Here is a 26889-nt window from a genome sequence, read left to right on the forward strand (position 1 = left end):
CAGCCCACCCTCAGCGATGCCCGAAGTAGCGGCGGACGATCGGCTCCAGGTAGTCCGCGTGTGGACCGGCCAGGCCGGCCAGCTCACCCGGGGCGCGCACCAGGGCCATATCGTCGAGTTCAGGAGTACGGCCCTGGGCACGGTCGGCGTCCGCAGCTGCGGCGAATCCCGCGCGAAGCACCGTCTCGGGCAAGGCGGGAGCCAGATAGGTCAGGCCGACACTGTCGTTCTCGCCCCGGGTGACCACCCACAGCTTCAGGTGCTCGGCAGCCGCGCCGATCCCCACTTCCTCCAGCAGCTCCCGCGCGCCCTGCCCGGCCAGGGCTGACTCGTCCAGGACCTCCCCGTCCTGGGGAGGCTCCACAGACCCTCCCGGGAGCTGCCAGCGGCCCGGGGCCGCCGTGGAGGAGGACATCCTCACCGCCAGCACACGGCCATCAGTGGTCGGCTGTACGACGTTCACGAACAGGGAGGGCAACGCGGTCGTGCCCGGAACCCGGCGCAGTGCGTAATGCCGGTAGGTCACCCGCACCCAGGTCAGGCGGAGGACGCGCGTACCCGCCCACTCCAGCCCCCCGCAGGCCACCACGGGACCGTCGAAGAGGCCGGGATTGGCCCGGGCCGCCGCATCCCACACCCGGTCCCGGGCCGCTGCGTCCCGCGGAGACAGCGGCGGCTCCGCGGACTCGATCAACTGAAGCTGATCGGCGTCGATGAGGTCAGCCCCCGCAGGGGGCAGCGTCTCGGTCACCGGCTCATCGTAGGACTCGCCGCCCAACCGGCCGGGGACAGCTCTCGTCGGACGGCATCGCGGAGTGGCACACGACGACGCGGCAACCGCGACTCCGAAGCTTCGCTCGTACAGTCTTCCGCCGGCTTCTGCGGCGCCCGACAACCGAGCCTCCGACCGTGTACAGCACGGCGCGCGGACGCGCAGCTCCGAGCGCGGACTCGGCGACGGCGTGGATCGACATCTCGGGCGCCGCTCGGACCCTCTGCCAGCTTGCCTGACCGAAGCGAGATCGGCCCTGGCACGGGTCGGCGAATCACGACAGCGACCGAGGAGCAAGTGGTCCCCACGGTTACTCAGCGAGTCAGGGTGGCGTGCAGCGCCGGCGGGTCGACGTACGGAGCCGTGCGGGTCGGCTCGCTGTACCAGCGCAGGGGCCAGGTGTCGCCGTCGAGGGCCGGGATGCCGAGGTAGGTGACGGTGTGCTCGCCCCGGCCGCCGAGCCGCTGCACGCCCAGGGGCCAGTCGTAGCCCTGGGACATGCCGGGTGGGAGCAGGAAGTACACCCAGCGGCTCCCGCCCGCCTCGCACACGATCGGGCCCGCGTCCCCGTCCGACCGCTCGACCAGCCACTCGGCGACGGCCTCACCCCTGCGGCCCTCGACCCGTACCGCGTCGAAGTACACGCCGACCAGACGGAGTTGGTGGCCGGCCGCCGGGACCCAGTCGGGGCGGTGCATTGTGCTCGTCATGGTCACACGATCGCCGTCGCGCGGCTACGCTCGGTAGTGACCCAGGTGATACACAGCGCGGTGTACCGGTCGGAGGTGCGGTCCGTGACCCAGTCGCCCCCCATGTGGCGCTTCAGCGGCAACCAGTTGAAGCGCTGGCGGACGAAGGCCAACGTTTCCCGGGAGGAGTTGGCCGCCGCCTCCAACTACTCCCCGGACACGATCAAGGCAATGGAGCAGGGGGCGCGCATGCCGACGCCCCGAGTGCTGGACGTGGCGGACGAGTTGTGCGGGGCGGAGGGGTTGCTGAGGGCGGCTAAGGACTACTTGAGCAGGGAGAAGTTTCCGCCGAGGGCGCAGGAGTTCATGGAACGGGAGAAGGAGGCCATCAGTCTCTGGTGGTATGAGACCAGCCTGGTGCCGGGCCTTCTGCAGACCGAGGGGTACGCGCGTCGGCTGATCCAGCACCGATACCCGCCGCTCGAAGAAGAGACGATCGAGCAGCGGATCGAGGGACGCATGGAGCGTCAGGCCAGCCTGGCCATGCGTAAGCCGCCGGTCGGCCTGTGCTTCGTTCTCTACGAGGCGGTTCTGCGCAGCCCGTTCGCGACCGCCGAGCAACTGGAGCGTCTGCTGACGGATTCTCGCCTGTCGAACGTCCATATCCAGGTGCTGCCGTTCGAGAGGGCCACGTTCCCGGCGGCGCTAATGGGGCCCATGGTTCTGCTGGAGACTCGGGACCACGAGCGGTTCGCCTTCACCGAGGGGCAGTTCGCGAGCGAACTCTCTGCTGACCCGGAGACGGTCAGTAATGTGACCGAGCGGATGAGCATGATCCGCGCCCTGGCACTCAGCCCCGCTGAGTCAGCCGGATTCATCGAGGAAGTGGTGAAGAAGCAGTGAGCGAGCATCGGCAGTGGCACAGGTCCAGCTACAGCGACGATGAGGGCGGCGCCTGCGTCGAAGTCCGCATAGCCTCCGCCGCCGTCCAGATCCGCGACTCGAAGACCCCCACCACCCCTCACGTCCGTCTCACCGCTCCCGCCTGGTCGGCGTTCCTCGCCGCACTTCGGCCCGGGGCTTGAGCCTCGGGCTTCGAGCCCTTCCAAGCTCTTTTCCGGGTTCTGGGTTGGTTGAAATTCAACCCAACCAACCCATCTTGAACGGAAGTTGACGACGCCTAGCCCGAATGGGTGACGTTCGGTGATCGGCTTGCGGCGGAGCGTGACGCGGCTCTAGGTTCGCGGCAACAGAAACGGCCCCGGTCGGTGCGCCAACACCGGCTCCGGGGCCTGGACCGACGAATCGAATCGAGCCTTCGATCGTGGCTTGCGCTCACCTTAGTCCCGCCCTGCCGTCCCCGTCCCACCCCATGGCCAAAACGGGTTACGGCAAACGCCCCGTGGGTGACGAAGACCCGCACGCCGACGCGGACTTCGCACACCTGCGCCCCCGCGACCGTGAGATCGCCGTCTTCATCGACCACCTCGACGAGGGCCACGCGATGGGCTACAAGGCCCTCGCCGCCGTGCACCCCCGCTACGGCCAGCAGGCCGTCCGTACGTCGATGCAGCGCCTCACCGACGCCGGGCACCTGTGCCACATCCGCGAGCACCTCGTGATCGAGGACAACTCGATGTGGTGGGTCACGCGGACGTACTGGTCGCGGACGCGCAGGTCGGCCGAGTGGTGGGCGGACTTCGCGCGGATGCGCAAGGGGCGGGTCGTGTACGAGGACCACCGCCCGGGGCTGGCGCGCATCGAGGAGCCGCCCGCAGGGGCCGCGCCGGAACAGGCGTCGCCGGAACAGGCACCGCCGGAGCAGGCACCGCCGGCCGATGAACCGCAGACCGCCCCCGAACCGCAGGCCACCGCCCCCGAACCGCAGGCCACCGCCCCCGAACCGCAGGCCACCGCCCCCGAACCGCAGGCCACCGCCCCCGAACCGCAGGCCACCGCCCCCGAACCGCACGCGACCGTCCCCGAACCGCAGGCCGGTCCGGCTGCCACCACGCCCGCCTACCGAGCCCTCGCCGAGCTACGGGACACCGACGCCCGGATGCCGCTGTCCGAATCCGAGTGCCGGGCGCTCGAAGGCCTCGCCGCGGAGTGGCTCGCGCGCGGTTCGACACCCGAAGACCTCACCCGCGCCCTGACGGACGGGCTGCCGTCCGACGTGACCAACCCGGGCGGACTCGCCCGCAGACGACTGGAGGACAAGATGCCCCCGAAGAAGGCCAGGATCCGGCAGAAGGCGGCACCCCGCCGCGCCCGGGTGGACCGCGTGATCATGTGCTGCGTGACCTGCGACGCGGACGAGCGGACGGTGCGCATCGAGGGCGGGATGTGCCCGGAGTGCCGTGCCGAGTACGAGGCGGACCTGGCGGCGGAGGCGGCCGGTGAGCTGGACGCGGGATACGTCCCGAGCACGTTCCTGGCCGACCCCGACCCGGCGTTCGACTCCGTGTACGAGGTCGTGGACGTCGCCCGCCGCGCGGCCGAGGTGCGGGCGGCGGGCGGACTGCGGCCCCGGGCGGAGAGGGCGCGATGAGCGTGCGGGAGGTGCCGGTCGGGGCACCATGGTGCCGAGGAGGCGACGCCATGACCCCCAGGACCGAGCACCGGCCGCAGATGTCCGTCGAGGAGTTCGAGGAACTGGAACGCCATGCCCCGGAGCACGTGCGGCTGGAGTTCGTCCACGGAAGGGTCCAGGTCAAGCCGGTGACCGACGGCAATCACGACCAGATCGTCGCCTGGTTGCAGCGACTGTGCATGCAGCACCGCCCCGAGCTGTGGCTCTACGGGGACCGGGGCCTCAGGGTCGAGAAGTACCGGAAGGGCAGGGCACGTCCGGACGGGGTCCTCGCGCCGTTCGGGTTCGCGAAGGGGCACGGTGACTGGTCGGATGCGGCCGGTGTGCTCATGGTCGTCGAGGTCACGTCGCACGACTCCGACACCGACCGGCGCGACCGGATCGAGAAGCCCGACGGTTACGCCGCCGCCGGCATCCCCGTGTACCTCCTCGTCGACCGGGACGACCGTTCCGTCGTCGTCTTCGACGCCCCGGAGGGCGGCTGCTACCGGCACCAGGAGAAGCTGCCCTTCGGTGCCACGGTCGCACTCCCCGCCCCCGTGGACATCACCCTGGACACCGCTCCGCTCGCGGAACTCGCCGAATGCGGACCTGAGACTTAGCGCACAGCCATCATTCGCGTGACACTGGGCAGGGTCCTCCCCGAGCGTCGACCGCGGGTCTCACCATGCGGTATCCCAGAGGGGGATTTCGGACGCTCGTTAGACTGATCGGGCAATCGACAAACTGAGCGAGGAGCGCACGTGGGCCTTGTCGTGCAGAAGTACGGAGGCTCCTCCGTAGCCGATGCCGAGGGCATCAAGCGCGTCGCCAAGCGGATCGTGGAAGCGAAGAAGAACGGCCACCAGGTGGTCGTCGTCGTTTCCGCGATGGGCGACACGACGGACGAGCTGATCGATCTCGCCGAGCAGGTGTCTCCGATGCCTGTCGGGCGTGAGTTCGACATGCTGCTGACCGCCGGGGAGCGGATCTCGATGGCCCTGCTGGCCATGGCGATCAAGAACCTGGGCCACGAGGCCCAGTCCTTCACCGGCAGCCAGGCAGGTGTCATCACCGACTCGGTCCACAACAAAGCCCGGATCATCGATGTCACGCCGGGCCGTATCCGGCAGTCCATCGACCAGGGCAACATCGCCATCGTCGCCGGGTTCCAGGGCGTCAGCCAGGACAAGAAGGACATCACCACCCTCGGGCGTGGCGGGTCCGACACCACGGCCGTGGCGCTCGCCGCCGCGCTGGACGCCGAGGTCTGCGAGATCTACACCGACGTGGACGGCGTGTTCACCGCCGACCCGCGCGTGGTGAAGAAGGCGAAGAAGATCGACTGGATCTCCTTCGAGGACATGCTGGAGCTCGCCGCGTCCGGCTCCAAGGTGCTGCTTCACCGGTGCGTGGAGTACGCCCGCCGATACAACATCCCGATCCACGTCCGGTCCAGCTTCAGCGGACTGCAGGGCACGTGGGTCAGCAGTGAGCCGATTGAGCAAGGGGACAAGAAGGTGGAGCAGGCCATCATCTCCGGTGTCGCGCACGACACCTCCGAGGCCAAGATCACGGTCGTCGGCGTGCCGGACAAGCCGGGCGAGGCCGCCACGATCTTCCGGGCGATCTCGGACGCCGAGATCAACATCGACATGATCGTGCAGAACGTGTCCGCCGCCTCCACCGGCCTGACGGACATCTCCTTCACCCTCCCCAAGACCGAGGGCCGCAAGGCCATCGACGCCCTGGAGAAGGCGAAGACCGGCATCGGCTTCGACTCGCTGCGCTACGACGACCAGATCGGCAAGATCTCGCTGGTCGGCGCGGGCATGAAGACGAACCCCGGCGTCACCGCCGACTTCTTCACCGCCCTGTCCGACGCCGGTGTGAACATCGAGCTGATCTCGACCTCCGAGATCCGCATCTCGGTCGTCACCCGCGCCGACGACGTCAACGAGGCCGTGCGCGCCGTGCACACCGCCTTCGGGCTCGACTCCGACAGCGACGAGGCCGTCGTCTACGGAGGCACCGGGCGGTGACCGCCCGCCGCACCGGATCGTACGGAGGCGTACGACGATGAGGGACCGTCCGACGCTCGCGGTCGTGGGAGCGACCGGGGCCGTCGGCACGGTGATGCTCCAGATGCTGTCCCACCGGGCGGACGTCTGGGGCGAGATCCGTCTGATCGCCTCGCCGCGCTCGGTCGGCCGCAAGCTGGCCGTGCGCGGCGAGGAGGTCGAGGTGGCGGCGCTCTCGGAGGAGGCGCTGGACGGGGTGGACATCGCCCTGTTCGACGTGCCCGACGAGGTGGCCGCCCAGTGGGCGCCGGTCGCGGCGGCCAAGGGCGCGGTGGTCGTGGACACCTCCGGCGCCTTCCGGATGGACCCCGACGTGCCGCTGGTGGTGCCCGAGGTCAACCCGCACGCACTGCGGATCCGGCCGCGCGGCATGGTCGCCAACCCCAACTGCACGACCCTGACGATGATCGTCGCCCTGGGCGCGCTGCACGCCGAGTTCGGGCTGCGCGAGCTGGTGGTGTCGTCGTACCAGGCGGTCAGCGGGGCGGGCCGGGCCGGGGTGGAAGCCCTGCGCCGGCAGATGTCCCTGGTGGCCGGTACCGAACTGGGGACCAGCCCGGGTGACGTGCGCCGGGCCGTGGGCGACGACACCGGGCCGTTCCCGGAGCCGGTCGCGCTGAACGTGGTGCCGTGGGCCGGGTCGGCGCGGGCGGACGGCTGGTCGTCGGAGGAGATGAAGGTGCGGGACGAGTCCCGCAAGATCCTCGGGCTGCCGAAGCTGCCGGTCGCCGTGACCTGCGTCCGGGTGCCCGTGGTCACCGTGCACTCCCTGACCGTGCACGCCCGTTTCCAGGACGAGGTCACCGTCGACCGGGCCCGCGAGATCATCGCGACCGCGCCCGGTGTGGTGCTCTTCGACAACCCGGAGGCCGGTGAGTTCCCGACGCCCGCGGACGTGGTCGGCACCGACCCGACCTGGGTGGGCCGGGTGCGCCGGGCGCTGGACGACCCGACGGCGCTGGAGCTGTTCGTCTGCGGGGACAACCTGCGCAAGGGCGCGGCCCTGAACGCCGTGCAGATCGCGGAACTGGTGGCGGTGGAGCGGTAGGGCCGGCGGTGATCCGCCATCGGGCCTGGCCAGGGCTGATAACGCCTTTGTAAGATTCGCACACAGGCTTGCTCCCCGTTTTCCCGCAACCGCGTGGAGGCGGGGAGCGTCTTTGCGGTGCGTAGGGGGCGCCGTGGGCCGGACGTGGGGACGTCCGGTCGCCGGTACACAGGGGAAGAAGCGGGGCGTATGAGGAGAAGCGGGACGCCGTCTGTTGTGCTGCGCCGGAACGGACGGGGGCACGGAGATCCACAGGAAAGAACGCAACCCGCGTACAACCCCCACGGGGTCACGCGTGTCCAACTGGCGTGGCTGAGGTACTCGACTTCCTTGCGGCGACCCGCGGCACCGCTGTGCGGCCGCCCCGGAGCATCGTCCGCCCCCGCTCGGCGGGTGCGTCCGGCGGCATGCCGGTGATCGCGCCCATGCCCGCAGCGCGGCCCGCCCGCATTCCCAGTCCGCGCGACGGCGCCGAGGAGACCGTGGCGGCGGGCACCACCGTCGACCACCTCACCGAGACCTACCGTGCGCACTACCGCTCGCTCCTCGGTCTCGCCGCTCTCCTGCTCGACGACACCGCCTCCTGCGAGGACGTCGTCCAGGAGGCCTTCATCCGGGTGCACTCCGCGCGCAAACGCGTCCGCGACCCCGAGAAGACCCTCGCCTACCTGCGGCAGACCGTCGTCAACCTCTCCCGCTCCGCGCTGCGCCGCCGCATCCTCGGCCTGAAGCTGCTGTCCAAGCCGATGCCGGACATGGCGAGCGCCGAGGAAGGCGCCTACGACCAGCTGGAGCGCGACTCCCTCATCAAGGCGATGAAGGGCCTGCAGCGCCGCCAGCGCGAGGTGCTCGTCCTGCGCTACTTCGCCGACATGACCGAGGCCCAGGTCGCCGAGACCCTCGGCATCTCGCTCGGCTCGGTCAAGGCCTACGGCTCGCGCGGTATCGCCGCCCTGCGCAGGTCGATGGGGGCGACGACGTGAGCGGGCGGCACGACGGCACCGGGCGGCACGACGGCCGGCCGGGGCGGTACGACGGCCCCGACGGGCCACCGCACGAGCAAGACTGGAAGCGATCGCACCCTGGGAACGGAACCGTGAACGACCACCTCGACGACCAGAGTCCCGACGGGCTCGACTCGGACGAGCTGGCCCTGCGCCGGATGCTGCACCGGGCGGTGGGGGAGATGGAGCCGCGCGACGGCACCCTGGATCACCTCCACCGGGCCGTCCCCGCCCGCCGGGCCCGCAAGCGACAGGCCGCCGTGGGCATGGCGGCGGCCGCCCTGTTCGTGTGCACCGCCGTGCCCGCGCTGGTGCACGTGTCCAACTCCGGCGGCTCCGACGCCCACCCGTCCATCGCCGGGCAGGCCTCCCAGACCGAGGGCACCGTCGGCGACCCCGACGGCACGGGCGGCAACGCCACCGGCACCGCCGGCGGCGCCGGGCAGAGCGCCGACCAGGGCAAGGGCAGCGGCACCGGAAGCGGCGACGACAAGGACTCCGAAGCCGCGACGAGCGGCACCGACGCCGGCCCGTCCGCGTCACCGGTCGGCGCTCCGCTGTGCACGGCGGAGCAGCTCGGCTCCGCGACCTCGACCGTGGCCGTGCCCGACGCGGCCGGCACGGTCTACGGCACGTTCCGCGTGCTGAACGTCTCCGCCGCCGGCTGTGCCGTCGGCGGCGAGGTCACCCTGACGCCCACCGCCCAGGGGGCCGCCGACCCCGCGAAGATCACCGTGGCCGAGCATGTCTCCGGCGGTCCGGCGGCCGCCCTGCCCGACCCGTCGCTGTACGTGCCCCGGCTCGTCCTGGCGCCCGGCTCCGCCTACGAGGTGAAGTTCGGCTGGGTGCCCTCCGGAACCTGCCCCGCCGACAGCGGCGGCGGAAGCGGTGGCGGAAGCGGTGGCGACACCGGCTCCGGGTCCGGCGACACCATGGGCGGCGGCGCCTCGCCCAGCCCGAGCCCGACCGGCCAGACCAGCACCGCCGACGGCGCCGGCGACTCCGGTCCGACCGGTACGTCACCCCAGCTGATCAGGGAGGACGGCACGGCCGACGGCAGCGTCAAGGTGACGTACACCCCGGCCGAGGGCGGACCGGCGGTGTCGGCGGTGGTGCCCGACGCGTGCGCCGGGACGGTCTACCGCACCGGGGTGCTGGTCTCGTCGTAGGACGGGGGCTCTTCGCCGGCGGGCCGGGGCCGGGGTTCTCCGGCGGCCGGGGACGGGGCCGACTGCGCGTCTGCGTCCGGTTCCTCCTCGCCGTCGGCCGGTGATCCGGCGGCAGTCGCTTCTCCGCCGTCCGCCGGTGACTTGGCGGCGGCCGTTTCCTCGCCGTCGGCCGGATGCTGCCCGGCGCCCCGGTCCTCGCCGTCGGGCGGGGTGAGGCCGAGCGCCGCGTCCTTGGCGAACTCCACCTCGCGGCGCAGCAGCCGGAACCACATGAACACCACGAAGCCGGCGAAGACGAACCACTCGCCGGTGTAGCCGAGGTTCTGGAACGCCTTCAGGTCCAGCCCGGTGCCGCTCGGCGCGGTCGCGGGCACCGCCGTCATCCCCGGGTCGGCGGTGCGCAGGGTGATCCAGGCGTCGTGGAGGTCGTACGGGACCAGGTTGACCAGCGAGGCCGTGCTGATCGCCGCGGTCTGGCCCGGCGGCAGGCCGCCGCGCGCGCGGACGCCGTTCTCACCGGGGTTCTCGGACGCCTGGAGCACGCCGGTGACGGTGACCTCGCCGGCGGGCGGGGCGGGGGCCCTGGCCGCGTCGGCGGTGCCGGGCAGCCAGCCGCGCACCACGGGGACCGCCTTGCCGGTGTCGGTGCGCAGGAACGTCAGCACGTAGAAGCCGGTCCTCCCGTCCAGCGTGCGGTCCGGGACGAGCAGTTGGTCGGCGTAGGTGCCGGTCGCGGTGACCGGACGGCCGACGGTCGCCTTGTCCACGGGCAGGAGGGCGGTGAGGGGGCGGACGGGTTCGTTCCCGCTCTCGGTGGCCCGGGTCTCGGCGGTGCGGTGGTCGTCCACGCGCGCCTCGAAGCGGCTCAGCTGCCAGGAGCCCATGAAGACGCAGAACGGTATGGCCACCAGGACGAAGACGTTGATGCCCCACCAGCGGGGGGTGAGGAGGAACCGGTACACGGGTTCCACGGTACGGGCAGCGGCGGGACGGGCCCGGAGTGGGGGGCGCGTTTGTCCACAAGGGGCGGGTTGTCCACAGGCTGGGAGGGGGCGGCGCTGATCGGCCTCTCCAGCGGGCAGTATGGGGACATGACTGAGAGCTACGGGGCGGGTGCGCCTGAGCGTAGGGACGATCGGATGGCGGACTGGGAGAAGCGCTTCCGGGCGCCGAGGGTGTCACTGCCGGACTGGGCGGAGGACGCGCCGGACCACTCCCTGTTCGTGTCCAACGCGACGGGGACGTACGAGCTGTACGCCTGGGACCGGACCACGGGCGAGCAGCGCCAGGTGACGAACCGGGCGAACGGCACGACGGACGGCGTGCTCTCGCCGGACGGCGCGTGGATCTGGTGGTTCGACGACAAGGACGGCGACGAGTTCGGCGTGTGGCGGCGCCAGCCCTTCACGGGCGGTGAGGACGAGCTGGCGGTGCCGGGACTGGACCCGTCCTACCCGGCGGGCCTGGCACTGGGACGCGACGGGTGCACGGCGGTGGTCGGGCGGTCGACCGACGAGGACGGCACGACCATTCACCTGGCGCGTGCCGGCGAGACGCCGGCGGAGATCTACCGGCACCGCGAGTCGGCCGGTGTGGGCGATCTCTCCCACGACGGCTCGCTGCTGGTGATCGAGCACACCGAGCACGGCGACGCGATGCACTCGGCGCTGCGCGTGATGCGCCTCGACGGCACGACGGTCGCCGAGTTGGACGACACGCGGGGCGGCACCGAGGAGCTGGGGCTGGAGGTGCTGGGCTTCGCGCCGGTCGACGGGGACACCCGGCTGCTCGTCGGGCACCAGCGGCGCGGCCGGTGGGAGCCGCTGGTGTGGGACGTGAGCAGCGGCGAGCAGACCGACCTGGCGCTGGACCTGCCGGGTGACGTGAGCGCCGAGTGGTACGCGGACGGCAGCGGACTGCTGATCGCGCACAGCTTCGAGGCCCGCAGCGAGCTGTTCCGGTACGACCTGGCGAGCGGCGCCCTGGAGCGCGTGCCCACCCCGCGCGGCACCGTGTCGGGGGCGACGGCCCGCCCCGACGGCAGCGTGGAGTTCCTGTGGTCGTCGGCCGCCGAACCGTCGGCCGTCCGGTCCACGGCGGGCCGGGTGGTGCTCGATCCGCCGGGCATGAAGTCGCCGGGGTCGGTGCCGGTGGAGGACGTGTGGGTGGACGGTCCGGGCGGCCGGATCCACGCCCTGTTGCAGCGACCGGCCGGGGCGAGCGGTCCGCTGCCGACCGTGTTCGACATTCACGGCGGGCCGACCTGGCACGACAGCGACTCCTTCGCGGCGGGCCCGGCCGCCTGGGTGGACCACGGGTACGCGGTGATCCGGGTCAACTACCGCGGCTCGACCGGGTACGGCCGGGCGTGGACGGACGCCCTGAAGCACCGGGTGGGCCTGATCGAGCTGGAGGACATCGCGGCGGTGCGCGAGTGGGCCGTCACCACCGGGCTCGCCGACCCCGCCCGGCTGATCCTCACCGGCGGCTCCTGGGGCGGCTACCTGACGCTGCTGGGCCTGGGCACCCAGCCGGACGCGTGGACGCTGGGCATCGCCGCGGTGCCGGTCGCGGACTACGTCACCGCGTACCACGACGAGATGGAGGCCCTGAAGGCGATGGACCGCACGCTGCTGGGCGGCACCCCGGAGGAGGTCCCGGAGCGCTTCGCGGCGTCGTCCCCGCTGACGTACGTCGACCAGGTGAAGGCCCCGGTGTACATCTCGGCGGGCGTGAACGACCCACGCTGCCCGATCCGGCAGGTCGACAACTACGTGGAGCGGCTGCGGGCGCGCGGGGCGGTGCACGAGGTGTACCGGTACGACGCCGGGCACGGCTCGCTGGTGGTCGACGAGCGGATCAAGCAGGTCGGGCTGGAGCTGGACTTCGCGGCCCGGCACCTGGCCGCCGTCAGCCGCCGCTGAGCGCGGGCGCGGCGGCGGCCGGGCGGTGTGGTTGAACGCGCGGGTCGGGTGAGCCGTAGGGAACAGGAGGCAGTACAGGCGACCCGGAGGTGCCCGGACCGTGGCGATCACCAAGCCGGCCCCGCGGGGCGAGCCGGCGCCGCGGCGCGGCCCCGCGCCCGACGGCGAGGGGAGCCAGGGCGGATGGCGGGGCGGGGCCGGTTCGCCGCTGCTCCTGACGCTGCTGCTGATGGCGCTGTTCCTGGCGCAGAGCCCGATCCGCGGGGCGCTGTCCGCTCCGGTGATGCAGAGCTGGACGACGGTGTTCGTGGCGGTCGTGGTCCAGGCGCTGCCGTTCCTGGTGCTGGGCGTGCTGCTGTCGGCGGCGATCGCGGTGTACGTACCGGCGTCGTTCTTCGCGCGTGCCCTGCCGTCCCGGCCCGCCCTGGCGGTGCCGGTGGCCGGGGCGGTGGGCGCGGTGCTGCCCGGCTGCGAGTGCGCGTCGGTGCCGGTGGCGGGCGCGCTGGTGCGGCGCGGGGTGACCCCGGCGGCGGCGCTGGCCTTCCTGCTGTCGGCCCCGGCGATCAACCCGGTGGTGCTCACGGCGACGGCGGTGGCCTTCCCCCGCGACCCGCTGATGGTCGTGGCCCGGCTCGCGGCCGGTCTGCTGACGGCGTGCGCCATGGGCTGGTTGTGGCACCGCTCGGGCCGCACCGACCTGCTGCGCCCGCGGGGGCACGGCGCGGCGGAGGGACGTACCAGGGGCGAGGCGTTCTGGGACTCGGTGCGGCACGACGTGATGCACGCGGGCGGCTTCCTGGTGGTGGGCGCGACGGCGGCGGCGACCCTGAAGGCGCTGGCCCCGGACAGCTGGCTGCGCGCGACGGCCGGCCACCCGGTGCTCTCCGTGCTGGCCCTGGCGGCGCTCGCCGTGGTGCTGTCGATCTGCTCGGAGGCGGATGCGTTCGTCGCCGCCTCCCTGACCCAGTTCTCGCTGACGGCGAGGCTGACGTTCCTGGTGGTGGGGCCGGTGATCGACCTGAAGCTGTTCGCCATGCAGACGGGCACGTTCGGGCGGGCGTTCGCGGTGCGGTTCGCGCCGCTGTCGTTCGTCACGGCCATCGTGGTGTCGGTGGGCGTGGGGGCGGTGCTGCTGTGAACCGGCAGTCCCAGACGGCGGTCCTGTTCCTGCTGGGGGCGTCCCTGCTGCATGCCGGGACGACGGACCTCTATCTGCGCTATGTGAAGGGGGGCCTGCGGCCGCTGCTGCTGACGGCGGGCGCGGTGCTCGTCGCGGCGGCGCTGGCCTCGGTCTGGTACGCCAGGAAGGCGGGTCGGCCCGAGGACCGGCACCCCGGACCACGGGTCTCCTGGCTGCTCGTGCTGCCCGTCCTCGCCCTGGTCCTGGTGGCCCCGCCGGCGCTGGGCTCGTACAGCGCCACCCGGGCGGGCACGGCGTTGCAGGAGCCGGTCGCCTACCCGGCGCTGCCCTCCGGGGATCCGCTGCGGCTGGGCGTGGCGGACTACGCGGGCCGGGCGGTCTACGCCGACGGACGGGGTCTGGCCGGGCGGCGGATCGAGATCACCGGTTTCCTGGCGGTGGACGGCGCGGGCGCCCCGTACCTGGTGCGGATGGCGCTGAGCTGCTGTGCCGCCGACGCCCAGCCGATCAAGATCGCGCTGACCGGGGAGGTCCCCCCGGTGCTGCAACCGGACACCTGGCTGCGCGTCAGCGGCGGCTACTCGCCCCGGGTGACCAAGGACCCCGTGAACGGCGGCCCGATCCCCTCGTTCGAGGTGACGGCGGCGACGCCGGTGCCGGTGCCGCACGATCCGTACGACGAGGACTGGAACACCTGAGCGGGCGGGTCGTGGGTGGGCGGGCCCCGAAGGGGCGGGTCCTGAGCGGGCGGGTCCTGAGCGGGCGGGTCAGCCGGTCGCGCCGAGGATGCGCCCCATCGCGGCGACCACCGACGGCTCCACCCGGTAGTACACCCAGGTGCCGCGCCGCTCGGAGGTGAGCAGCCCGGCCTCCCGCAGCTTCTTCAGGTGGTGGGAGACGGTCGGCTGCGAGACCCCGACATCGGAGATGTCGCACACGCAGGCCTCGCCGTCCGGGGCCGAGGCCACCGAGGAGAACAGCCGCAGCCGGACCGGGTCCCCGAGCGCCTTGAACATCCGGGCGGTGCGCTCCGCCTCCTCACCGGTGAAGGGACGCTCGGTCAGCGGCGGACAGCACGGTGCGGCGGCCTCCGGGCCCCGGGCGGCCTCGGGGCCCTGGGACTCCAGCAGGGGCGGCACCTCGGCGTTCGACATGCGTCTATGTTGACACGTGTCGAACCAGTGGGGCCAGGGCCGGATCAGTCCTCGGCGGACATAGGCAGCCGCCGGGTGGAGCGGGCCCGGCCGTCGCCGTCAAGGCTGTCCGGGAGACGCAGCCAAAAGGGTTGCAGCAGGCTCGCCGGGCGGCGTCCCGGGCCCCTTCGGAGCCTCCCGCGGTGAATAGTGGGAGGCGGTGACGTCATGAACAGACCCCGGCAGACCGCGAGCTTCCAGGTGCCGCGCCGTCGAGTGCTGATCTCGGTGGCGCGGTCCTCGGTGACCGTGCTCCTGTCGGTGGTCGTCTACTACCTGCTGCCGCTGGACCACGGCCTCGACACCAGGACGGCGATCACGCTGGCCGGGAGTCTCACGCTCCTGGCGGGAGTGGCCGTCAGGCAGGTGCGGAAAGTCGTGACGTCCGACTACCCCCGGCTGCGCGCCCTCGAGACCATGGCCACCGTCGGGCCGGTCTTCCTGCTCATCTTCGCGGCGGCGTACGAGGTCGTGTCCCAGAACCGGACGGATTCGTTCACGGAGACGCTGGAGCGCACGGACGCCATGTACTTCGCCGTCACCGTGTTCGCCACGGTCGGCTTCGGGGACATCGCCCCGGTGACGGAGACCGCACGCGTCCTGACCACGGTGCAGATGCTGGCCGACGTGATTCTGGTCGGCATCGTCGCACGGTTCCTCGTCGGTGCAATCCAGAAGGCGGAGGACGCCCGGTCGACGGACTCCGCCGGACCATCGGGCACGTCCCACGGCACGCCCCCCGGCTCGTCACCCGGCACGCGGCCGGGCACGGAGGACTCCGGCTGACCACCGGTGGGGCGCCGGGGTGCCGCGCAGGGACCCACACACGGATGCCCCACAGGGGACGCCGCACGTGGAGCCCCGCAGGAACGCCCCGCATGGAGGACATCGGCATGCCCGTACGGCGGCGGCGTGCCACGCTCGTAGCGGCGCCGCTCCCCACGAGTGGCCGGGTGGCCGGGTGGCAGGGTGGCCGGGTGCCGGCACGGGACTGCCGAACGCGCCGGGCGGGACCCCGCCACATGCGGAGCCACATGCGGACCGCGAGGAGGCAATGCGCATGCCGGTCGCCACGAGTGGACCCGCGGCGGCGTCGTCCCCCGATCCGTCGACGTTCCTGCGGAGCCGCGCGTACGTGGTGCTGCTGGTGATGTCCGCGCTGATCGGCGCGCCGGTGTCCGCCGCCGCTTTCGGCTTCCTCGCGCTGGTCGGCGAGGTTCAGCCCCTGATCTACACGGATCTTCCCGAGTCGCTGGGGTTCGACGGGACGCCGTCGTGGTGGCCGCTGCCGCTGCTCGCCGTGGGGGGACTGCTGGTGGGACTGACGATCCGGTACCTGCCGGGAAACGGCGGTCACGAACCGACGGCCGGGTTCGGGACGGGCGGCCCGCCGTCACCCGTCGAGCTGCCCGGCATCTTCCTCGCCGCCCTGGCCACGCTCTGCTTCGCCGCCGTCCTCGGGCCCGAGGCCCCTCTCCTGGCACTCGGCGGCGGGCTCGCCGCCGGCGCCGTACGGGCGGTCAGACGCAACCCTCCGGAGCGGATGACCGCGGTGCTGGGCGCGGCGGGCAGCTTCGCCGCCATCAGCTCGCTGCTCGGCTCACCCCTGCTGGGAGCGTTCCTCCTGATGGAGGCCTCCGGGCTGGGAGGGCCGATGATGACACTCGTGCTGGTGCCCGGCCTGCTGGCCGCGGGCGTCGGCGACCTCATCTTCGTCGGACTGGGCGACTGGACCGGGCTGGGCACGTACTCGCTGGTCCTTCACGACGTCCCCGAGGCCTCGCACCCGGCGGCGGCGGAATTCGGCTGGGCCCTGGTCATCGGGCTGTCGGCGGCACTGGCGGGGACCGGGATCCACCGGCTCGCCCTACGGCTCAGGACCCAGGTCGCCAAGCGGCGGGTGCCGGCCACGGTCCTCATGGGCCTGGCCGTCGCGGGCCTGGCGATCGGCTACGCGGAAGGCACCGGCAAGTCGGCGACCGACGTGCTGTATTCGGGGCAGACGGCGCTGGATCCTCTGCTCAGGCACAGCGCCGCCTACTCGGTGGGTGCACTGCTGCTGCTGGTGCTGTGCAAGGGGCTGGCCTACTGCGCGTCCCTCAGCGGTTTCCGGGGCGGCCCGATCTTTCCGGCGATGTTCCTGGGAGCGGCCGGCGGCATCCTGTTCTCCCACCTGCCGGGGCTGACCCTGGTCGCCGGGTTCGCCATGGGCATCGGGGCGATGAGCGCCGCGGTGCTGCGGCTGCCGCTGGTCTCCGTCCTGCTCGCCACGCTGCTGCTCGGCGCCTCGGGACTCACCGTCATGCCGCTGGTGATCGTCGCGGTCGTCGTCTCGTACGTCGCGACGGCGCGGCTCACGCCGGTTCCCGACCGACCGGCGGCCCCGCCATCGGAACGTCCTTCCTCCTGACGACGCCCTTCCCGGCGCTCGACTCGCCGAGGCCGGGTGGCCGGCCGCGCGTGCCCGACGGGCGGGCCGCACAGGTGACTGCCGGGACCGCGCGGGAACGATTGGCCCGGCTTCGGACACCTTCGCTCCTATCGTGGAGCCGCACAGTGACGGTCGGCGCCGAGGCGGGCAGCACATGAAGGAACCCCGGATCGACTACACGGCGGTCTTCCACGCCCTGCCCGGAATGGTCGCCCTGCTCACCCCCGATCTGATGTACGCCGACGCCAACGAGGACTTCCTCCGGCTGGCCGGGCGCACGCGCGCGCAACTGCTGGGCCGCTACATCTTCGACGTCTTCCCCGAGAACCCGAACGACCCGGCGGCGGCCGGGATGCGGGAGACCCAGGCGTCGATGCGGCGCGTGCTGGCCACCGGCGAACGCGACACCATGGCTCTGCTGCGCTACGACATCGAGGACCCCGAGCGCCCCGGCCACTGGGTGCAGCACTTCTGGAGCCCGGTCAACGCACCCGTGCTGGGACCGGACGGCCAGGTGGTACTGATCGTGCACCGGGTGGAGGAGGTCACCGAACTCATCCGCGCCCGGGGCGGCACCGGGAGCGACAGCAGCCGGGCCCGCGTACTGGAGGCCGAGCTCTACACCCGCGCCCGCGAACTGCAGGAGATCAACGAGCGCCTGCGCCTGGCCCAGGCGCGCGACCGCGAGGTCGCCCTCGCCCTGCAGGCGGCGATGCTGCCCGCCCCCACCCCGATCGGGCACCACCGGGCGGCCGTCCGCTACCGGCCCGCCGTCGGCACCCTGAACGTGTGCGGCGACTGGTACGACCTGGTCGACCTGCCCGGCGACCGCATCGCCGTCGCCGTCGGTGACGTCGTCGGTCACGGCCTCAAGGCGGCGGGCGTCATGGGGCAGCTGCGCAGCGGGCTGAGCGCGGCCGCCCGGGTCGCCGACGGTCCGGCCCGGGCCCTGGAGGCCCTCGGGCTGTACGCCCGGCATGTCGCCGGTGCCGAGTCGACCACGGTGGTGAAGGTCTTCATCGACTGGGAGACCCACACACTCACGTACAGCAGCGCGGGTCACCCGCCTCCCGCCCTGCTCGGCACCGACGGCGACGTGACGTTCCTCGACCGGGCGACCGACCCGCCGCTCGGCGCCCGACCCGAACACGTTCCCCGGCCGCAGGCCCGTACGGACTTCGCCGAGGGCGCCACCCTCGTCCTCTACACCGACGGTCTGATCGAACGCCGTAACGAGGACATCGACGTCGGCCTGGGCCGTCTCGCCGACTCCCTCGTGCGCAACGGCCGGGCCGCTCCCGAGGAACTGGCCGACGCCCTCCTGGCCGACCTCCTCCCACCGACCGGAAACACCGACGACACGGCCCTCGTCATCATCCGTCTGTGACCGCACGGCCTGCCGGGGAGGTCACCCGGCCCGGGTGATGCGCCGGTCCGCGGGCCGGAACAGCATGAGACCCGGAGGGGCACCAGCTGCGAGGGATGCGCGCTCATGCAGTACGAGATCCGCGTCGAGGGAGAGATGTCGAGGACGATGACCGGCGCGTTCCCGGAGCTGGAGAGCTGCGTCATGTCCGGGCAGACCGTGCTGTTCGGCCAGGTCACCGACGAGGCCCAGCTCTACGGGCTGCTGGCCCGGTTCCGGTCTCTTGGCCTGCGCGTCGTGGAGATGCGCAGAATCGCGACCTGACCCACCACGGGCCGCCCGGCGGCCCACCGCTACGGCTGCCCCAGCCGTCGGGCGCTAGCGCTGCCCCGACACGGCGGGCCTGCCGTGGCAGCGGGCCCACTTGCGTCCGCCCCCGCAGGTGCAGGGCGCGTTGTGCGGGCGGCGCGCGTCGGCGTCGGCGTACTGCCGCATGATCAGGGCGGGCGCCCGACCCTGCCGCAGCAGCTCGGTCATCGTGCGCATCGGGCGGTCGACGTGGTGGAAGAACGCCTTGAAGCCGGCGCACAGGTGGTTGAGGCCCGGCTCGCCGTCCGGCGTGGTGTCGAAGCGGTCCTTGGGGCAGCCACCGTGGCAGGCGAAGCGGACGTCGCAGGCGTGGCAGTGCCGGGGCAGGGTGTCGTACTTGTCCTGGCCGAACCTCCGCTGCCTCGGTGAGTCGACCAGCTCCAGCAGATGCCGGTCGCCGATGTTGCCGAGCAGGTGGTCCGGCTCGACGAAGTGGTCGCAGGAGTACAGGTCGCCGTTGTGTTCCAGGGCGAGGGCGCTGCCGCAGGTCCTGGAGTGCACGCACAGCGAGGGCGGCTCCCCGTACCAGTTGGCCAGGGCCACGTCGAACATCTGGACGTAGACCCGGCCGACGTCGTGGCGTACCCAGTCCTCGAAGACGTCGATGAGGAACCGCCCGTACTGCGGCCCGGTCACCGACCGTTCGGTGACGTGGTCGCCCTCCTGCCGGTAGAGGGGGCGGCCCTCGGCGCGGGCGCCCCAGCCGGCGTCGGCCATCGGCAGCCCGGGCGCGGTGGTGCGTTCCACGATAGGGATGAACTGCATGTGCTCGGCGCCGCAGTCGTCGCGCAGGAACGCGTAGACGTCGCGGCCGTGCCCCGCGTTGGCGTCGTGCAGGGTCGTCAGCGCGTTCCACCGCACGCCGTGTTCGCGCAGGTGGCCCAGCCCGCGCATGACGCGGTCGAAGGTGGGCTTGCCGCCCTTGTCGACCCGGTAGGCGTCGTGCAGCCGGCGGGGCCCGTCGACGGAGAGACCGACGAGGAAGTCGTGGTCCCGGAAGAAGCGGGCCCACTCGGCGTCGATGAGCGTGCCGTTGGTCTGGACGGTGTTGACGATCCGCTGGCCGGGACGGGCGTACCGCCGTTCGTACATCACGGACCGGCGGAAGAAGTCGAGGCCCATCAGCGTCGGCTCACCGCCCTGCCAGGCCACCGTGACCTCGGGCGCCGGGCCGTGCGCCTCGATCAGCTGCCGGATGTAGGTGTCCAGCAGTTCGTCCGCCATACGGAATCTGCTGCCCTCGTACAGCAGTTCCTTGGAGAGGAAGAAGCAGTAGGTGCAGTCCAGGTTGCAGATCGCCCCGGTGGGCTTGGCCAGCAGGTGGAAGGGCCGACGCCGCACGGTCGGGTCAGGCAGCTCTACGGTGCTCATCGGCCCAGCATGGGCCGCCCGCGCCGCCCGGAGGATCACCCGGCGGGGGTGACCCGGGCGTGGTTCGCCCGTACGCCGGGCGCGCGGGGTGCTCGGCCTACGGGGCGCCCGGGGTGCCCGGGCGCGGTTCGCCGTACGCCGTCAGAGGTGGGAGCGCGGCGAGCGCGTCAGCCCGGTCGGGTCCGCGGCGGGCCGCCGGCAGGCCAGGGCCTCGTCCCGCTCGCACACCGCCACCTCCAGCATGGCGCGCGGGCCGGTCAGCGTGGTCGCCGCGGCCAGGTGCTGCGGGCGGCGTACCTCCCCGGGCCCGAGAGGGCGGGCGGCACTCACGGCGTCCACGGGCACCAGCACGGTCCGCAGCAGCAGCGGGGCGGGGGTCCAGACGAAGACGTCCTGGACCCACCGCCCGTATCCGGGCCGCCACCCCCTGCGCAGCCCCCTCTCCTCGCCCGCCACGACCCGCGCGGCGCAGTGGAACGCGCCCGGCCTGCGGAGGAGCCACCGGCGACGCCAGAAGACGGCTGCCAGGAGCGCCGCGACGACCAGGAGGGTCACGCCGAGCACGGCGAGCAGGGCGGCGGGCATGACGTTCCTTCCCCGCACCGGCGACGGCCGGGTCGTCGGCCGCCGTCAGGGTCAGGACTCCGGCCGTACGACGCACAGCGCCCAGATGACGAAGGCGTACATCGCGATCAGGACGAGCGACCACACCGGGTAGTACGGGATCGACAGGAAGTTGGCGATGATCAGGAGCCCCGCGATGCCGACCCCGACGACGCGGGCCCACGTGGCACGAGAGAAGAGGCCCAGGCTCACGCTGATGGCGATCACGCCGAGGACCAGCTGGATCCAGCCCCAGCTGGTCAGGTCGAACTTGAAGATGTAGTTGGGGGTGGACACGTAGACGTCGTCGTTGGCGATCGCCATGATGCCCCGGAAGAGGTCCAGGATGCCGGCGATGAACAGCAGGACGGCGGCGAACATCGTCAGTCCGCCGGCGAAGGCCTCGCTGGTGTCCGAGTGGCGACGGGTCGTCATCGTGGTCATGGGCGGTACCTCACTTCGTGGGCGAGACGCAGCGCCAACGCTGCGCCTTCGAGCATGCGGGCCGCCGCGGGCGGCGTGATCACCCGTGACGGGTGAGATCGCGGAAGATCACCGCTGGTGGGCGAGGAGGGAGCCGCCGAGCCCTCCGGCGCCGGGGCCGCCCACGACAGCGGCGCCGGGGCTGCCACGACTGCGGGGGCGAGGCCGTCCGCGACAGTGGCGCCGGGGCTGCCACGACTGCGGGGGCGAGGCCGTCCACGACAGTGGCGACGAGGCCGCCCACGACTGCGGCGACGAGGCCGTCCACGCCGCCGGCGACCGGAGGGCCGCCACCCGGTCGGGCAGACCGGCTCGGGCCGAGTGCCGAGTGCCGAGGGCCGGTGTGCCGTGGCGGTGGCGGTGGCGGTGTCACCCGTGAGGGGTGAGGCGGCGGAGGCGGCCGGGGGCCATGGTGGGGATGCAGCCGGTCAGGACCCGGAGCGACGAGGAGATCCGTCATGGCCAAGCCCTTCAAAGGGAAGATAGCCCTCGACATCCGCGACTCCCAGCCCGACTGGGCTCCGTACCTCGCGCCGAGGGCGTCCGAGGGCGCCCCGAACGTGCTGGTGATCGCGTGGGACGACGTCGGCTACGGGACGATGGACTGCTTCGGCGGCCCGGTGAGAACGCGGGCGATGTCACGGATCGCCGACATGGGCGTGCGCTACGCCAACTTCCACACCACGGCGCTGTGCTCCCCGACCCGGTCCTCGCTGATGACCGGCCGGAACGCCACGTCCAACGGAATGGCGACCGTCGCCGAGTTCAGCGCCGGGTTCCCCGGCATCTCCACCCGCATCCCGTTCGAGAACGGCTTCCTCTCCGAGGTCCTGGGCGAACACGGCTACAACACGTACTGCGTCGGCAAGTGGCACCTCACCCCCGGCGACGAGATCAACATGGCCGCGTACAAGGGGCGCTGGCCCCTGGGGCGCGGCTTCGAGCGGTTCTACGGTTTCCTCGGCGGCGAGTCGAGCTGCTGGTACCCGGACCTGATCCACGACAACCACCCGGTCGCCGCGCCGGCCACGCCCGAAGAGGGCTACCACATCGCCAAGGACTTCTCCGACAAGGCCATCGGGTTCATCCGGGACGCCAAGGTGGTCGACCCCGGCAAACCCTTCTTCATGTACCTCTCCCTCGACGCGGCCCACGCGCCGCACCACGTCTTCAAGGAGTGGGCCGACCGGTACCGGGGCGTCTTCGACCAGGGCTACGAGGCCATCCGACCGGACATCCTGCGGCGTCAGAAGGAGATGGGCCTGCTGCCGGAGAACACCGAGCTCTCCCCGATCAACCCCCACGGCGAACCCTCGGTGACCGGGCCGGACGGCCAGCCCTGGCCGCTGCTCGACACCGTGCGGCCCTGGGACGAGCTCAGCGACGACGAGCGGCGGCTGTTCACCCGGATGGCCGAGGTCTTCGCCGGATACGTCTCCTACAGCGACGACCAGCTCGGCCGGGTGCTCGACTTCCTGGAGTCCTCCGGCGAACTCGACAACACGATCATCGTGGCCGTCTCCGACAACGGGGCGAGCGGTGAGGGCGGACCGGACGGCACGTTCAACGAGTGGCGCTTCTTCAACAACCTGCCCACGCCGGCCGAGCTGTCCCTGGAACACATCGACGAGCTGGGCGGCCCGACGTCGTACAACCACTACAACACCGGGTGGGCGTGGGCGTTCGACACACCGTTCCCGTACTGGAAGCGCTGGGCCGGTTACGAGGGCGGCGTGGCCGACATGTGCATGGTCGCCTGGCCCGCGGGGATCGAGGCCAGGGGAGAGGTGCGGCAGCAGTACGTCCACGCGGTGGACGTCGTGCCCACGCTCTACGACCTGCTCGGCATCGAACCGCCCGACGTGATCAAGGGCTACCCGCAGAGCCCGATCGAGGGCGAGAGCTTCAAGGCGTCGCTCACCGACCCCGACGCGCCGGGACGCCGGACGCAGTTCTACACGATGCTGGGGCAGCGCTCCATCTACCACGAAGGCTGGCTGGCCTGCACCGTCCATCCCCCGCTGAGCGGCTGGGGCGACTTCGCCCACGACGTGTGGGAGCTGTACGACCTGGACACCGACCGCGCGCAGTCGACGGACCTGGCCGCGCGGGAACCGGCCCGGCTGGAGACCCTCAAGAGCCTCTGGTACTACTACGCGGGCGTCTACAACGGGCTGCCGCTGGACGACCGTACCGCCCTGGAACAGGTGCTGGCCGACCGGCCGCACGGGAACCCCGAGCGCGACCGCTACGTGTACTACCCCGGCACCTCGGCGGTGCCCGAGCAGTCCGGCGTCGTGATCAGCGGCCGGTCGTACACCATCGCCGCCGGGGTCGATGTCGACTCGGCCGACGCCGAGGGCGTTCTGTACGCCCACGGCGGGGTGACGGGCGGCCACAGCCTCTACGTCAAGGACCACCGCCTGCACTACGCGTTCAACTGGGTCGGCAGCCACCTCCAGGTGGTGGACGCCGAAGGGGACATCCCGCCCGGCAAGCACGTCCTCACGGCCGAGTTCGCGGCGAGCGGCCGCAGCACCGACCCGGAGATGCCCGGCGCCGAGGGCACGCTCACCCTCTACGTGGACGACCGGGAGGTGGGCCACGAGGACATCGTCACGCAGCCCGGTTCCTTCTGCGTGGTCGGCGACGGGATCTGCGTGGGCCGCGACGACGCCTCGCCGGTCACGCCCGACTACCGAGGCCCGTTCCCGTTCACCGGCGGCACGATCGACAAGGTCGTCGTCGACGTCTCCGGCGAACGCTACGTCGATCACGAGGCGCAGGTGCGGGGCTGGTTCATGACGGACTGACGGTTGACCGACTGACGGTTGACGGACTGACCGTGAGTGCTCTCCCGCGGGAGACGAGAAACAAGGAGTGGTGACATGAACCTCGCCTACGACTACCCGGTTCTCGGAGCGTTCTGGACCGCCATGTGGATCTTCTTGTGGGTCCTGTGGATCGTCCTGCTCTTCCGGATCATCGCCGACATCTTCCGGGACGACAGCCTCGGCGGAGGGGCCAAGACGGGATGGCTCGTCTTCGTCATCCTGCTCCCCTTCCTCGGCGTGTTCGTCTACATCCTGGCCCGCGGCCAGGGCATGGGTGACCGCGAGATACGACACGCCCAGGCCCGGCAGCAGGCGTTCGACGACTACGTCCGCGAGACCGCCGCCGGCGGCGCGGGGCCCACCAGCGAGGCGGACCAACTCGCCAAGCTCTCCGAGATCCGGTCCAGGGGAGACATCACCGAAGCCGAGTTCCAGCGGGCCAAGGAGAAGATCCTCCACTGAGCCGCGGGCTGGAAGCGAGGCTCCGCTCCCCGTGTCCTGCCCTGGGAAAGCGAGCTGATCGTGGTTGTTTGGAAGCATGATCAGCAGTGTTCGCGCCCGGGTCCTGCCGGCCGCCCAGCGCCGCTCGCTGGACGAACTGACCGAGGAACTGGTCCTGTCGTCCGGGGACACCACGTCCAAGCGCTCGGCCTTCTGGACGATGCTGACGCTGTCGTCGGTCATCGCGGCAGGCGGAGTGATCACGGACTCGACGGCGACCGTGATCGGCGCCATGATCATCGCGCCGCTGTCCACACCGATCATGGGCATCGCCCTGGGCTCGGTGAAGCGCCACCGCACCGGGTCGGCCGCCGTCGTGCTCTTCGCCTGCCTGCTGGTGATCGCGATCGGGATGCTCATGGCGGTGGCTCTGCCCGGCGACTACGACCTGCTGTCCAACAGCCAGATCTCCTCACGGACGTCGCCGGGCCTGATGGACCTGATCGCCGCCCTGGCGACGGGTTTCGCCGGCGCGGTGGCCCTGGCCCGCAGGGACGTCGCCGCCGTGCTGCCCGGAGTCGCGATCGCCATCTCCCTCGTCCCGCCGCTGGTGGTGGCGGGAGTGTGCCTGGAGAAGCTCTCCGGATGGCTGGCGCTGGGCGCACTGGCCCTGTTCGTCTCGAACCTCTTCGCCCTGGTCTTCGCGGGCATGATGGTCTTCGCCTCGCTCGGCTACGCCGCGGAGGCCGACAGGGCGGCCGGACGCCCCGCCCGCCGGGCCTACGGCGCGATGATCCTTCTGTTCGTCGTCGTGTTCCTCCCACTGGCGGCCAACACCGCGACCACGCTGCTGCTGAACGTGTGGACCGGCCGGACCAAGGACGCGGCGGAACAGTGGCTCGCGGACGAGCCCGGCGCGAGCGTCACCAGCGTCGACGCGACGTCCCGGACGATGTACGTACACGTCCGGGTACCCGGAGACCTCCCGCCGGTGCAGTCCCTGCTCGACCGCCTTGAGGGACAGATCCCGGACGGCATCCCCGTCGTGGTGGACGCCTCCCGCGGCCGGCGCATCGACGCCGGGAAGGTCGGCGACTGAGCGCCGCCTCCCCGTCGCACCCACCAGCGGATCTGTCCGGAGCACTGCGCGCGACCTGGGCGAACGCGCTCGGGACGCTCGTCGCACCGAAGTGCGACGAGCGGGGCCCGATGATGCAATTGGAGGGGCGGAGGGGTGGAGGGGACACAGGCGGACGCCACGAGTACCAGAGGAGACGCCGTGAGCGACGACTTCGCAGCAACGGGAGAAGCAGGAGAAGCGGGAGAGGCACGAAAGGCGGGCGGAACCGGAGAAGCGGCGGAAGCCGCAGAACCCGGCCCCATCGACTACCTGGTCGTGGAGTTCCCCGGCAACCGGATGACCGGCGAGGGCTTCCCCATCCTGGTCGACCTCGTGGACCGCGGCCTCATCCGCATCCTGGACCTGATGTTCGTCAGGAAGGAGGAGGACGGCTCCGTCAGCGGCATGGAGATCGCCGACCTCACCGGCGACGGCGAACTCGACCTGGCCGTCTTCGAGGGCGCCTCGTCCGGCCTCCTGGGCCAGGACGACATCGAGGAGGCGGCCACCGCGCTGGAACCCGGCAGCTCCGCGGGCATCCTCGTCTACGAGAACCTCTGGGCGGCCCCCTTCGCCGCGGCCCTGCGCCGCGGCGGCGCCCGCATGGTCGCCTCCGGGCGGATCCCCGTGCCCGCCCTCCTCGCCGCCCTCGACGCGACCGAAGCCGCCCAGTAGGACGGAGCGCTCCCGCACGGAGCACGCCGGGACAGCGCGCCCCCTCAGGGCAGCGTGCTCAGGGGAGTTCTCCAGCACAGAAGGGACACAGCCATGCCAGGTCTCATTCGTGGGGTCGCACGCACCGCCGTCGTCGCCGGAACGGCGACCGCCGTGTCGAACCGTGTCTCACGCCGTCAGCAGGGACGGTGGGCGGCACAGCAGGCACCGGCGGCACCCGCACCGCAGCAGGCCTACCAGTCCTACCCGGCCGAGCGCCCCGCCGCTCCGGCGGCCGCCCCCGACATGACCAGCAAGATCGACCAGCTGAAGGAGCTAGGCGAACTCAAAAAGCAAGGCCTGCTCACGGAGGCCGAGTTCGAGCAACAGAAGCAAGCGATCCTCGGCTCCTGACCGACCCCCGCGGGGCCCGCCGGGCCGACCCCGCGTCCTGGACTCCGCCGCGGCAAAGCGTCGTCGACCAAACTGCGCCGCGCCACAGCCGAGGGCATCCCCGTTGTGGACGAGCCCACCTACCTGCGAGAGCTGAACGAGATGGTCGAGCAGGGGGCCCGGCAGGACGACGCCCGGCGGATCGGCTCCAGGTCCGGACCATCGCCGAGG

General features: G+C 71.9%; 27 protein-coding genes. 20 read left to right on the plus strand and 7 right to left on the minus strand.

Features of this window, described 5'->3' with window-relative positions:
• Positions 1 to 10 precede the first annotated feature (10 nt).
• Entirely contained in the window at positions 11 to 751 is a 741-nt protein-coding gene (locus tag AC3ET3_RS05850) for an NUDIX hydrolase (RefSeq protein WP_432135086.1), read from the minus strand.
• A gap of 335 nt (positions 752 to 1086) precedes the next feature.
• A complete protein-coding gene (locus tag AC3ET3_RS05855) occupies positions 1087 to 1482 on the minus strand; it encodes a hypothetical protein (protein WP_432135087.1) in 396 nt (131 codons plus the stop codon).
• Positions 1483 to 1584: 102 nt separating this feature from the next.
• Here AC3ET3_RS05855 and AC3ET3_RS05860 point away from each other — a divergent pair, with 102 nt between their 5' ends.
• The 8 genes from AC3ET3_RS05860 (at position 1585) to AC3ET3_RS05895 (ending at position 9335) form a co-directional block, all read left to right on the plus strand.
• Positions 1585 to 2364: a helix-turn-helix domain-containing protein gene (locus AC3ET3_RS05860; RefSeq protein ID WP_435611820.1), complete on the plus strand. Its 780-nt coding sequence runs from the start codon at positions 1585 to 1587 to the stop codon at positions 2362 to 2364.
• Positions 2361 to 2546: a DUF397 domain-containing protein gene (locus tag AC3ET3_RS05865; RefSeq protein WP_435611738.1), complete on the plus strand. Its 186-nt coding sequence runs from the start codon at positions 2361 to 2363 to the stop codon at positions 2544 to 2546. Before AC3ET3_RS05860 ends, AC3ET3_RS05865 begins: the two co-directional genes overlap by 4 nt.
• Before the next feature lie 317 nt (positions 2547 to 2863).
• Positions 2864 to 4012 carry a hypothetical protein gene (locus AC3ET3_RS05870; protein WP_435611739.1) on the plus strand — a complete coding sequence of 383 codons (1149 nt, stop codon included), beginning with the start codon at positions 2864 to 2866 and terminating at the stop codon, positions 4010 to 4012.
• A 50-nt stretch (positions 4013 to 4062) separates the two neighbouring features.
• Positions 4063 to 4656 (plus strand): Uma2 family endonuclease, encoded by a 594-nt coding sequence (locus AC3ET3_RS05875; protein WP_435611740.1) that lies wholly within the window; start codon positions 4063 to 4065, stop codon positions 4654 to 4656.
• 141 nt (positions 4657 to 4797) lie between these two features.
• Positions 4798 to 6075: an aspartate kinase gene (locus tag AC3ET3_RS05880; RefSeq protein ID WP_432135091.1), complete on the plus strand. Its 1278-nt coding sequence runs from the start codon at positions 4798 to 4800 to the stop codon at positions 6073 to 6075.
• Between the two features lie 37 nt (positions 6076 to 6112).
• Positions 6113 to 7162 carry an aspartate-semialdehyde dehydrogenase gene (locus AC3ET3_RS05885; RefSeq protein WP_432135092.1) on the plus strand — a complete coding sequence of 350 codons (1050 nt, stop codon included), beginning with the start codon at positions 6113 to 6115 and terminating at the stop codon, positions 7160 to 7162.
• Between the two features lie 407 nt (positions 7163 to 7569).
• The gene (locus AC3ET3_RS05890; protein WP_432135232.1) at positions 7570 to 8145 is read left to right on the plus strand and encodes a SigE family RNA polymerase sigma factor; all 576 of its coding nucleotides are present in this window, start codon (positions 7570 to 7572) and stop codon (positions 8143 to 8145) included.
• Positions 8146 to 8258: 113 nt separating this feature from the next.
• The gene (locus AC3ET3_RS05895; RefSeq protein WP_435611741.1) at positions 8259 to 9335 is read left to right on the plus strand and encodes a hypothetical protein; all 1077 of its coding nucleotides are present in this window, start codon (positions 8259 to 8261) and stop codon (positions 9333 to 9335) included.
• Here the strand turns inward: AC3ET3_RS05895 and AC3ET3_RS05900 are convergent.
• Positions 9305 to 10297 (minus strand): SURF1 family protein, encoded by a 993-nt coding sequence (locus AC3ET3_RS05900; RefSeq protein WP_432135094.1) that lies wholly within the window; start codon positions 10295 to 10297, stop codon positions 9305 to 9307. The genes AC3ET3_RS05895 and AC3ET3_RS05900 overlap by 31 nt on opposite strands.
• Positions 10298 to 10426: 129 nt before the next feature.
• On the opposite strand from AC3ET3_RS05900, the gene AC3ET3_RS05905 reads away from it, so the two are divergent.
• The 3 genes from AC3ET3_RS05905 to AC3ET3_RS05915 all read left to right on the plus strand — a co-directional run bounded on the left by AC3ET3_RS05905 (position 10427) and on the right by AC3ET3_RS05915 (position 14098).
• Entirely contained in the window at positions 10427 to 12259 is a 1833-nt protein-coding gene (locus tag AC3ET3_RS05905; protein ID WP_435611742.1) for a S9 family peptidase, read from the plus strand.
• A gap of 100 nt (positions 12260 to 12359) precedes the next feature.
• On the plus strand, positions 12360 to 13397 hold the full coding sequence (locus tag AC3ET3_RS05910) for a permease (RefSeq protein WP_432135096.1): 1038 nt from the start codon (positions 12360 to 12362) through the stop codon (positions 13395 to 13397).
• Positions 13394 to 14098 (plus strand): TIGR03943 family putative permease subunit, encoded by a 705-nt coding sequence (locus AC3ET3_RS05915; RefSeq protein WP_432135097.1) that lies wholly within the window; start codon positions 13394 to 13396, stop codon positions 14096 to 14098. Before AC3ET3_RS05910 ends, AC3ET3_RS05915 begins: the two co-directional genes overlap by 4 nt.
• A gap of 69 nt (positions 14099 to 14167) precedes the next feature.
• On the opposite strand, the gene AC3ET3_RS05920 is transcribed toward AC3ET3_RS05915, so the two are convergent.
• Positions 14168 to 14554 (minus strand): ArsR/SmtB family transcription factor, encoded by a 387-nt coding sequence (locus AC3ET3_RS05920; protein WP_432135098.1) that lies wholly within the window; start codon positions 14552 to 14554, stop codon positions 14168 to 14170.
• 207 nt (positions 14555 to 14761) lie between these two features.
• Between AC3ET3_RS05920 and AC3ET3_RS05925 the strand changes: the two genes are divergently transcribed.
• The 4 genes from AC3ET3_RS05925 (at position 14762) to AC3ET3_RS05940 (ending at position 18714) form a co-directional block, all read left to right on the plus strand.
• Positions 14762 to 15379 carry a potassium channel family protein gene (locus AC3ET3_RS05925; RefSeq protein ID WP_435611743.1) on the plus strand — a complete coding sequence of 206 codons (618 nt, stop codon included), beginning with the start codon at positions 14762 to 14764 and terminating at the stop codon, positions 15377 to 15379.
• A 274-nt stretch (positions 15380 to 15653) separates the two neighbouring features.
• Complete coding sequence (locus AC3ET3_RS05930) at positions 15654 to 17003, plus strand: chloride channel protein (RefSeq protein WP_432135100.1); 1350 nt, start codon at positions 15654 to 15656, stop codon at positions 17001 to 17003.
• A gap of 175 nt (positions 17004 to 17178) precedes the next feature.
• Positions 17179 to 18411: a PP2C family protein-serine/threonine phosphatase gene (locus AC3ET3_RS05935; protein ID WP_432155942.1), complete on the plus strand. Its 1233-nt coding sequence runs from the start codon at positions 17179 to 17181 to the stop codon at positions 18409 to 18411.
• A 105-nt stretch (positions 18412 to 18516) separates the two neighbouring features.
• Positions 18517 to 18714, plus strand: a complete 198-nt coding sequence (locus AC3ET3_RS05940; protein ID WP_432135102.1) for a hypothetical protein — start codon at positions 18517 to 18519, stop codon at positions 18712 to 18714.
• A gap of 54 nt (positions 18715 to 18768) precedes the next feature.
• Here the strand turns inward: AC3ET3_RS05940 and AC3ET3_RS05945 are convergent, their stop codons facing one another.
• The 3 genes from AC3ET3_RS05945 to AC3ET3_RS05955 all read right to left on the minus strand — a co-directional run bounded on the left by AC3ET3_RS05945 (position 18769) and on the right by AC3ET3_RS05955 (position 21177).
• On the minus strand, positions 18769 to 20130 hold the full coding sequence (locus AC3ET3_RS05945; RefSeq protein WP_432135103.1) for an anaerobic sulfatase maturase: 1362 nt from the start codon (positions 20128 to 20130) through the stop codon (positions 18769 to 18771).
• A 141-nt stretch (positions 20131 to 20271) separates the two neighbouring features.
• A complete protein-coding gene (locus tag AC3ET3_RS05950) occupies positions 20272 to 20715 on the minus strand; it encodes a DUF2550 family protein (RefSeq protein WP_435611744.1) in 444 nt (147 codons plus the stop codon).
• A 51-nt stretch (positions 20716 to 20766) separates the two neighbouring features.
• Positions 20767 to 21177 (minus strand): DUF7144 family membrane protein, encoded by a 411-nt coding sequence (locus AC3ET3_RS05955; protein ID WP_432135105.1) that lies wholly within the window; start codon positions 21175 to 21177, stop codon positions 20767 to 20769.
• Positions 21178 to 21674: 497 nt separating this feature from the next.
• Here AC3ET3_RS05955 and AC3ET3_RS05960 point away from each other — a divergent pair, with 497 nt between their 5' ends.
• From AC3ET3_RS05960 to AC3ET3_RS05980, 5 genes are all read left to right on the plus strand, one after another.
• Positions 21675 to 24029 (plus strand): sulfatase-like hydrolase/transferase, encoded by a 2355-nt coding sequence (locus AC3ET3_RS05960; RefSeq protein WP_435611745.1) that lies wholly within the window; start codon positions 21675 to 21677, stop codon positions 24027 to 24029.
• 75 nt (positions 24030 to 24104) lie between these two features.
• Positions 24105 to 24512 carry an SHOCT domain-containing protein gene (locus AC3ET3_RS05965; RefSeq protein WP_432135107.1) on the plus strand — a complete coding sequence of 136 codons (408 nt, stop codon included), beginning with the start codon at positions 24105 to 24107 and terminating at the stop codon, positions 24510 to 24512.
• Positions 24513 to 24588: 76 nt separating this feature from the next.
• Positions 24589 to 25590 carry a TIGR00341 family protein gene (locus tag AC3ET3_RS05970; protein WP_432135108.1) on the plus strand — a complete coding sequence of 334 codons (1002 nt, stop codon included), beginning with the start codon at positions 24589 to 24591 and terminating at the stop codon, positions 25588 to 25590.
• A gap of 282 nt (positions 25591 to 25872) precedes the next feature.
• Positions 25873 to 26286, plus strand: coding sequence for a DUF6325 family protein (locus tag AC3ET3_RS05975; protein WP_432135233.1), 414 nt, complete (start codon positions 25873 to 25875; stop codon positions 26284 to 26286).
• Positions 26287 to 26379: 93 nt separating this feature from the next.
• Positions 26380 to 26679, plus strand: a complete 300-nt coding sequence (locus AC3ET3_RS05980; protein WP_432135109.1) for an SHOCT domain-containing protein — start codon at positions 26380 to 26382, stop codon at positions 26677 to 26679.
• The last annotated feature ends 210 nt before the right edge of the window (positions 26680 to 26889 follow it).

The sequence above is a fragment of the Streptomyces sp. bgisy159 genome, from assembly GCF_057707805.1.

What these genes read in the sequence shown, in the direction of transcription:
- AC3ET3_RS05965 (WP_432135107.1), top strand. Translation starts at nt 24,105, where the DNA reads ATGAACCTCGCCTACGACTACCCGGTTCTCGGAGCGTTCTGGACCGCC.
- AC3ET3_RS05935 (WP_432155942.1), top strand. Translation starts at nt 17,179, where the DNA reads ATGAAGGAACCCCGGATCGACTACACGGCGGTCTTCCACGCCCTGCCC.
- AC3ET3_RS05970 (WP_432135108.1), top strand. Translation starts at nt 24,589, where the DNA reads ATGATCAGCAGTGTTCGCGCCCGGGTCCTGCCGGCCGCCCAGCGCCGC.
- AC3ET3_RS05905 (WP_435611742.1), top strand. Translation starts at nt 10,427, where the DNA reads ATGACTGAGAGCTACGGGGCGGGTGCGCCTGAGCGTAGGGACGATCGG.
- AC3ET3_RS05955 (WP_432135105.1), bottom strand. Translation starts at nt 21,177, where the DNA reads ATGACCACGATGACGACCCGTCGCCACTCGGACACCAGCGAGGCCTTC.
- AC3ET3_RS05920 (WP_432135098.1), bottom strand. Translation starts at nt 14,554, where the DNA reads ATGTCGAACGCCGAGGTGCCGCCCCTGCTGGAGTCCCAGGGCCCCGAG.
- AC3ET3_RS05960 (WP_435611745.1), top strand. Translation starts at nt 21,675, where the DNA reads ATGGCCAAGCCCTTCAAAGGGAAGATAGCCCTCGACATCCGCGACTCC.
- AC3ET3_RS05855 (WP_432135087.1), bottom strand. Translation starts at nt 1,482, where the DNA reads ATGACGAGCACAATGCACCGCCCCGACTGGGTCCCGGCGGCCGGCCAC.
- AC3ET3_RS05930 (WP_432135100.1), top strand. Translation starts at nt 15,654, where the DNA reads ATGCCGGTCGCCACGAGTGGACCCGCGGCGGCGTCGTCCCCCGATCCG.
- AC3ET3_RS05890 (WP_432135232.1), top strand. Translation starts at nt 7,570, where the DNA reads ATGCCGGTGATCGCGCCCATGCCCGCAGCGCGGCCCGCCCGCATTCCC.
- AC3ET3_RS05885 (WP_432135092.1), top strand. Translation starts at nt 6,113, where the DNA reads ATGAGGGACCGTCCGACGCTCGCGGTCGTGGGAGCGACCGGGGCCGTC.
- AC3ET3_RS05980 (WP_432135109.1), top strand. Translation starts at nt 26,380, where the DNA reads ATGCCAGGTCTCATTCGTGGGGTCGCACGCACCGCCGTCGTCGCCGGA.
- AC3ET3_RS05945 (WP_432135103.1), bottom strand. Translation starts at nt 20,130, where the DNA reads ATGAGCACCGTAGAGCTGCCTGACCCGACCGTGCGGCGTCGGCCCTTC.
- AC3ET3_RS05860 (WP_435611820.1), top strand. Translation starts at nt 1,585, where the DNA reads ATGTGGCGCTTCAGCGGCAACCAGTTGAAGCGCTGGCGGACGAAGGCC.
- AC3ET3_RS05940 (WP_432135102.1), top strand. Translation starts at nt 18,517, where the DNA reads ATGCAGTACGAGATCCGCGTCGAGGGAGAGATGTCGAGGACGATGACC.
- AC3ET3_RS05950 (WP_435611744.1), bottom strand. Translation starts at nt 20,715, where the DNA reads ATGCCCGCCGCCCTGCTCGCCGTGCTCGGCGTGACCCTCCTGGTCGTC.
- AC3ET3_RS05875 (WP_435611740.1), top strand. Translation starts at nt 4,063, where the DNA reads ATGACCCCCAGGACCGAGCACCGGCCGCAGATGTCCGTCGAGGAGTTC.
- AC3ET3_RS05925 (WP_435611743.1), top strand. Translation starts at nt 14,762, where the DNA reads ATGAACAGACCCCGGCAGACCGCGAGCTTCCAGGTGCCGCGCCGTCGA.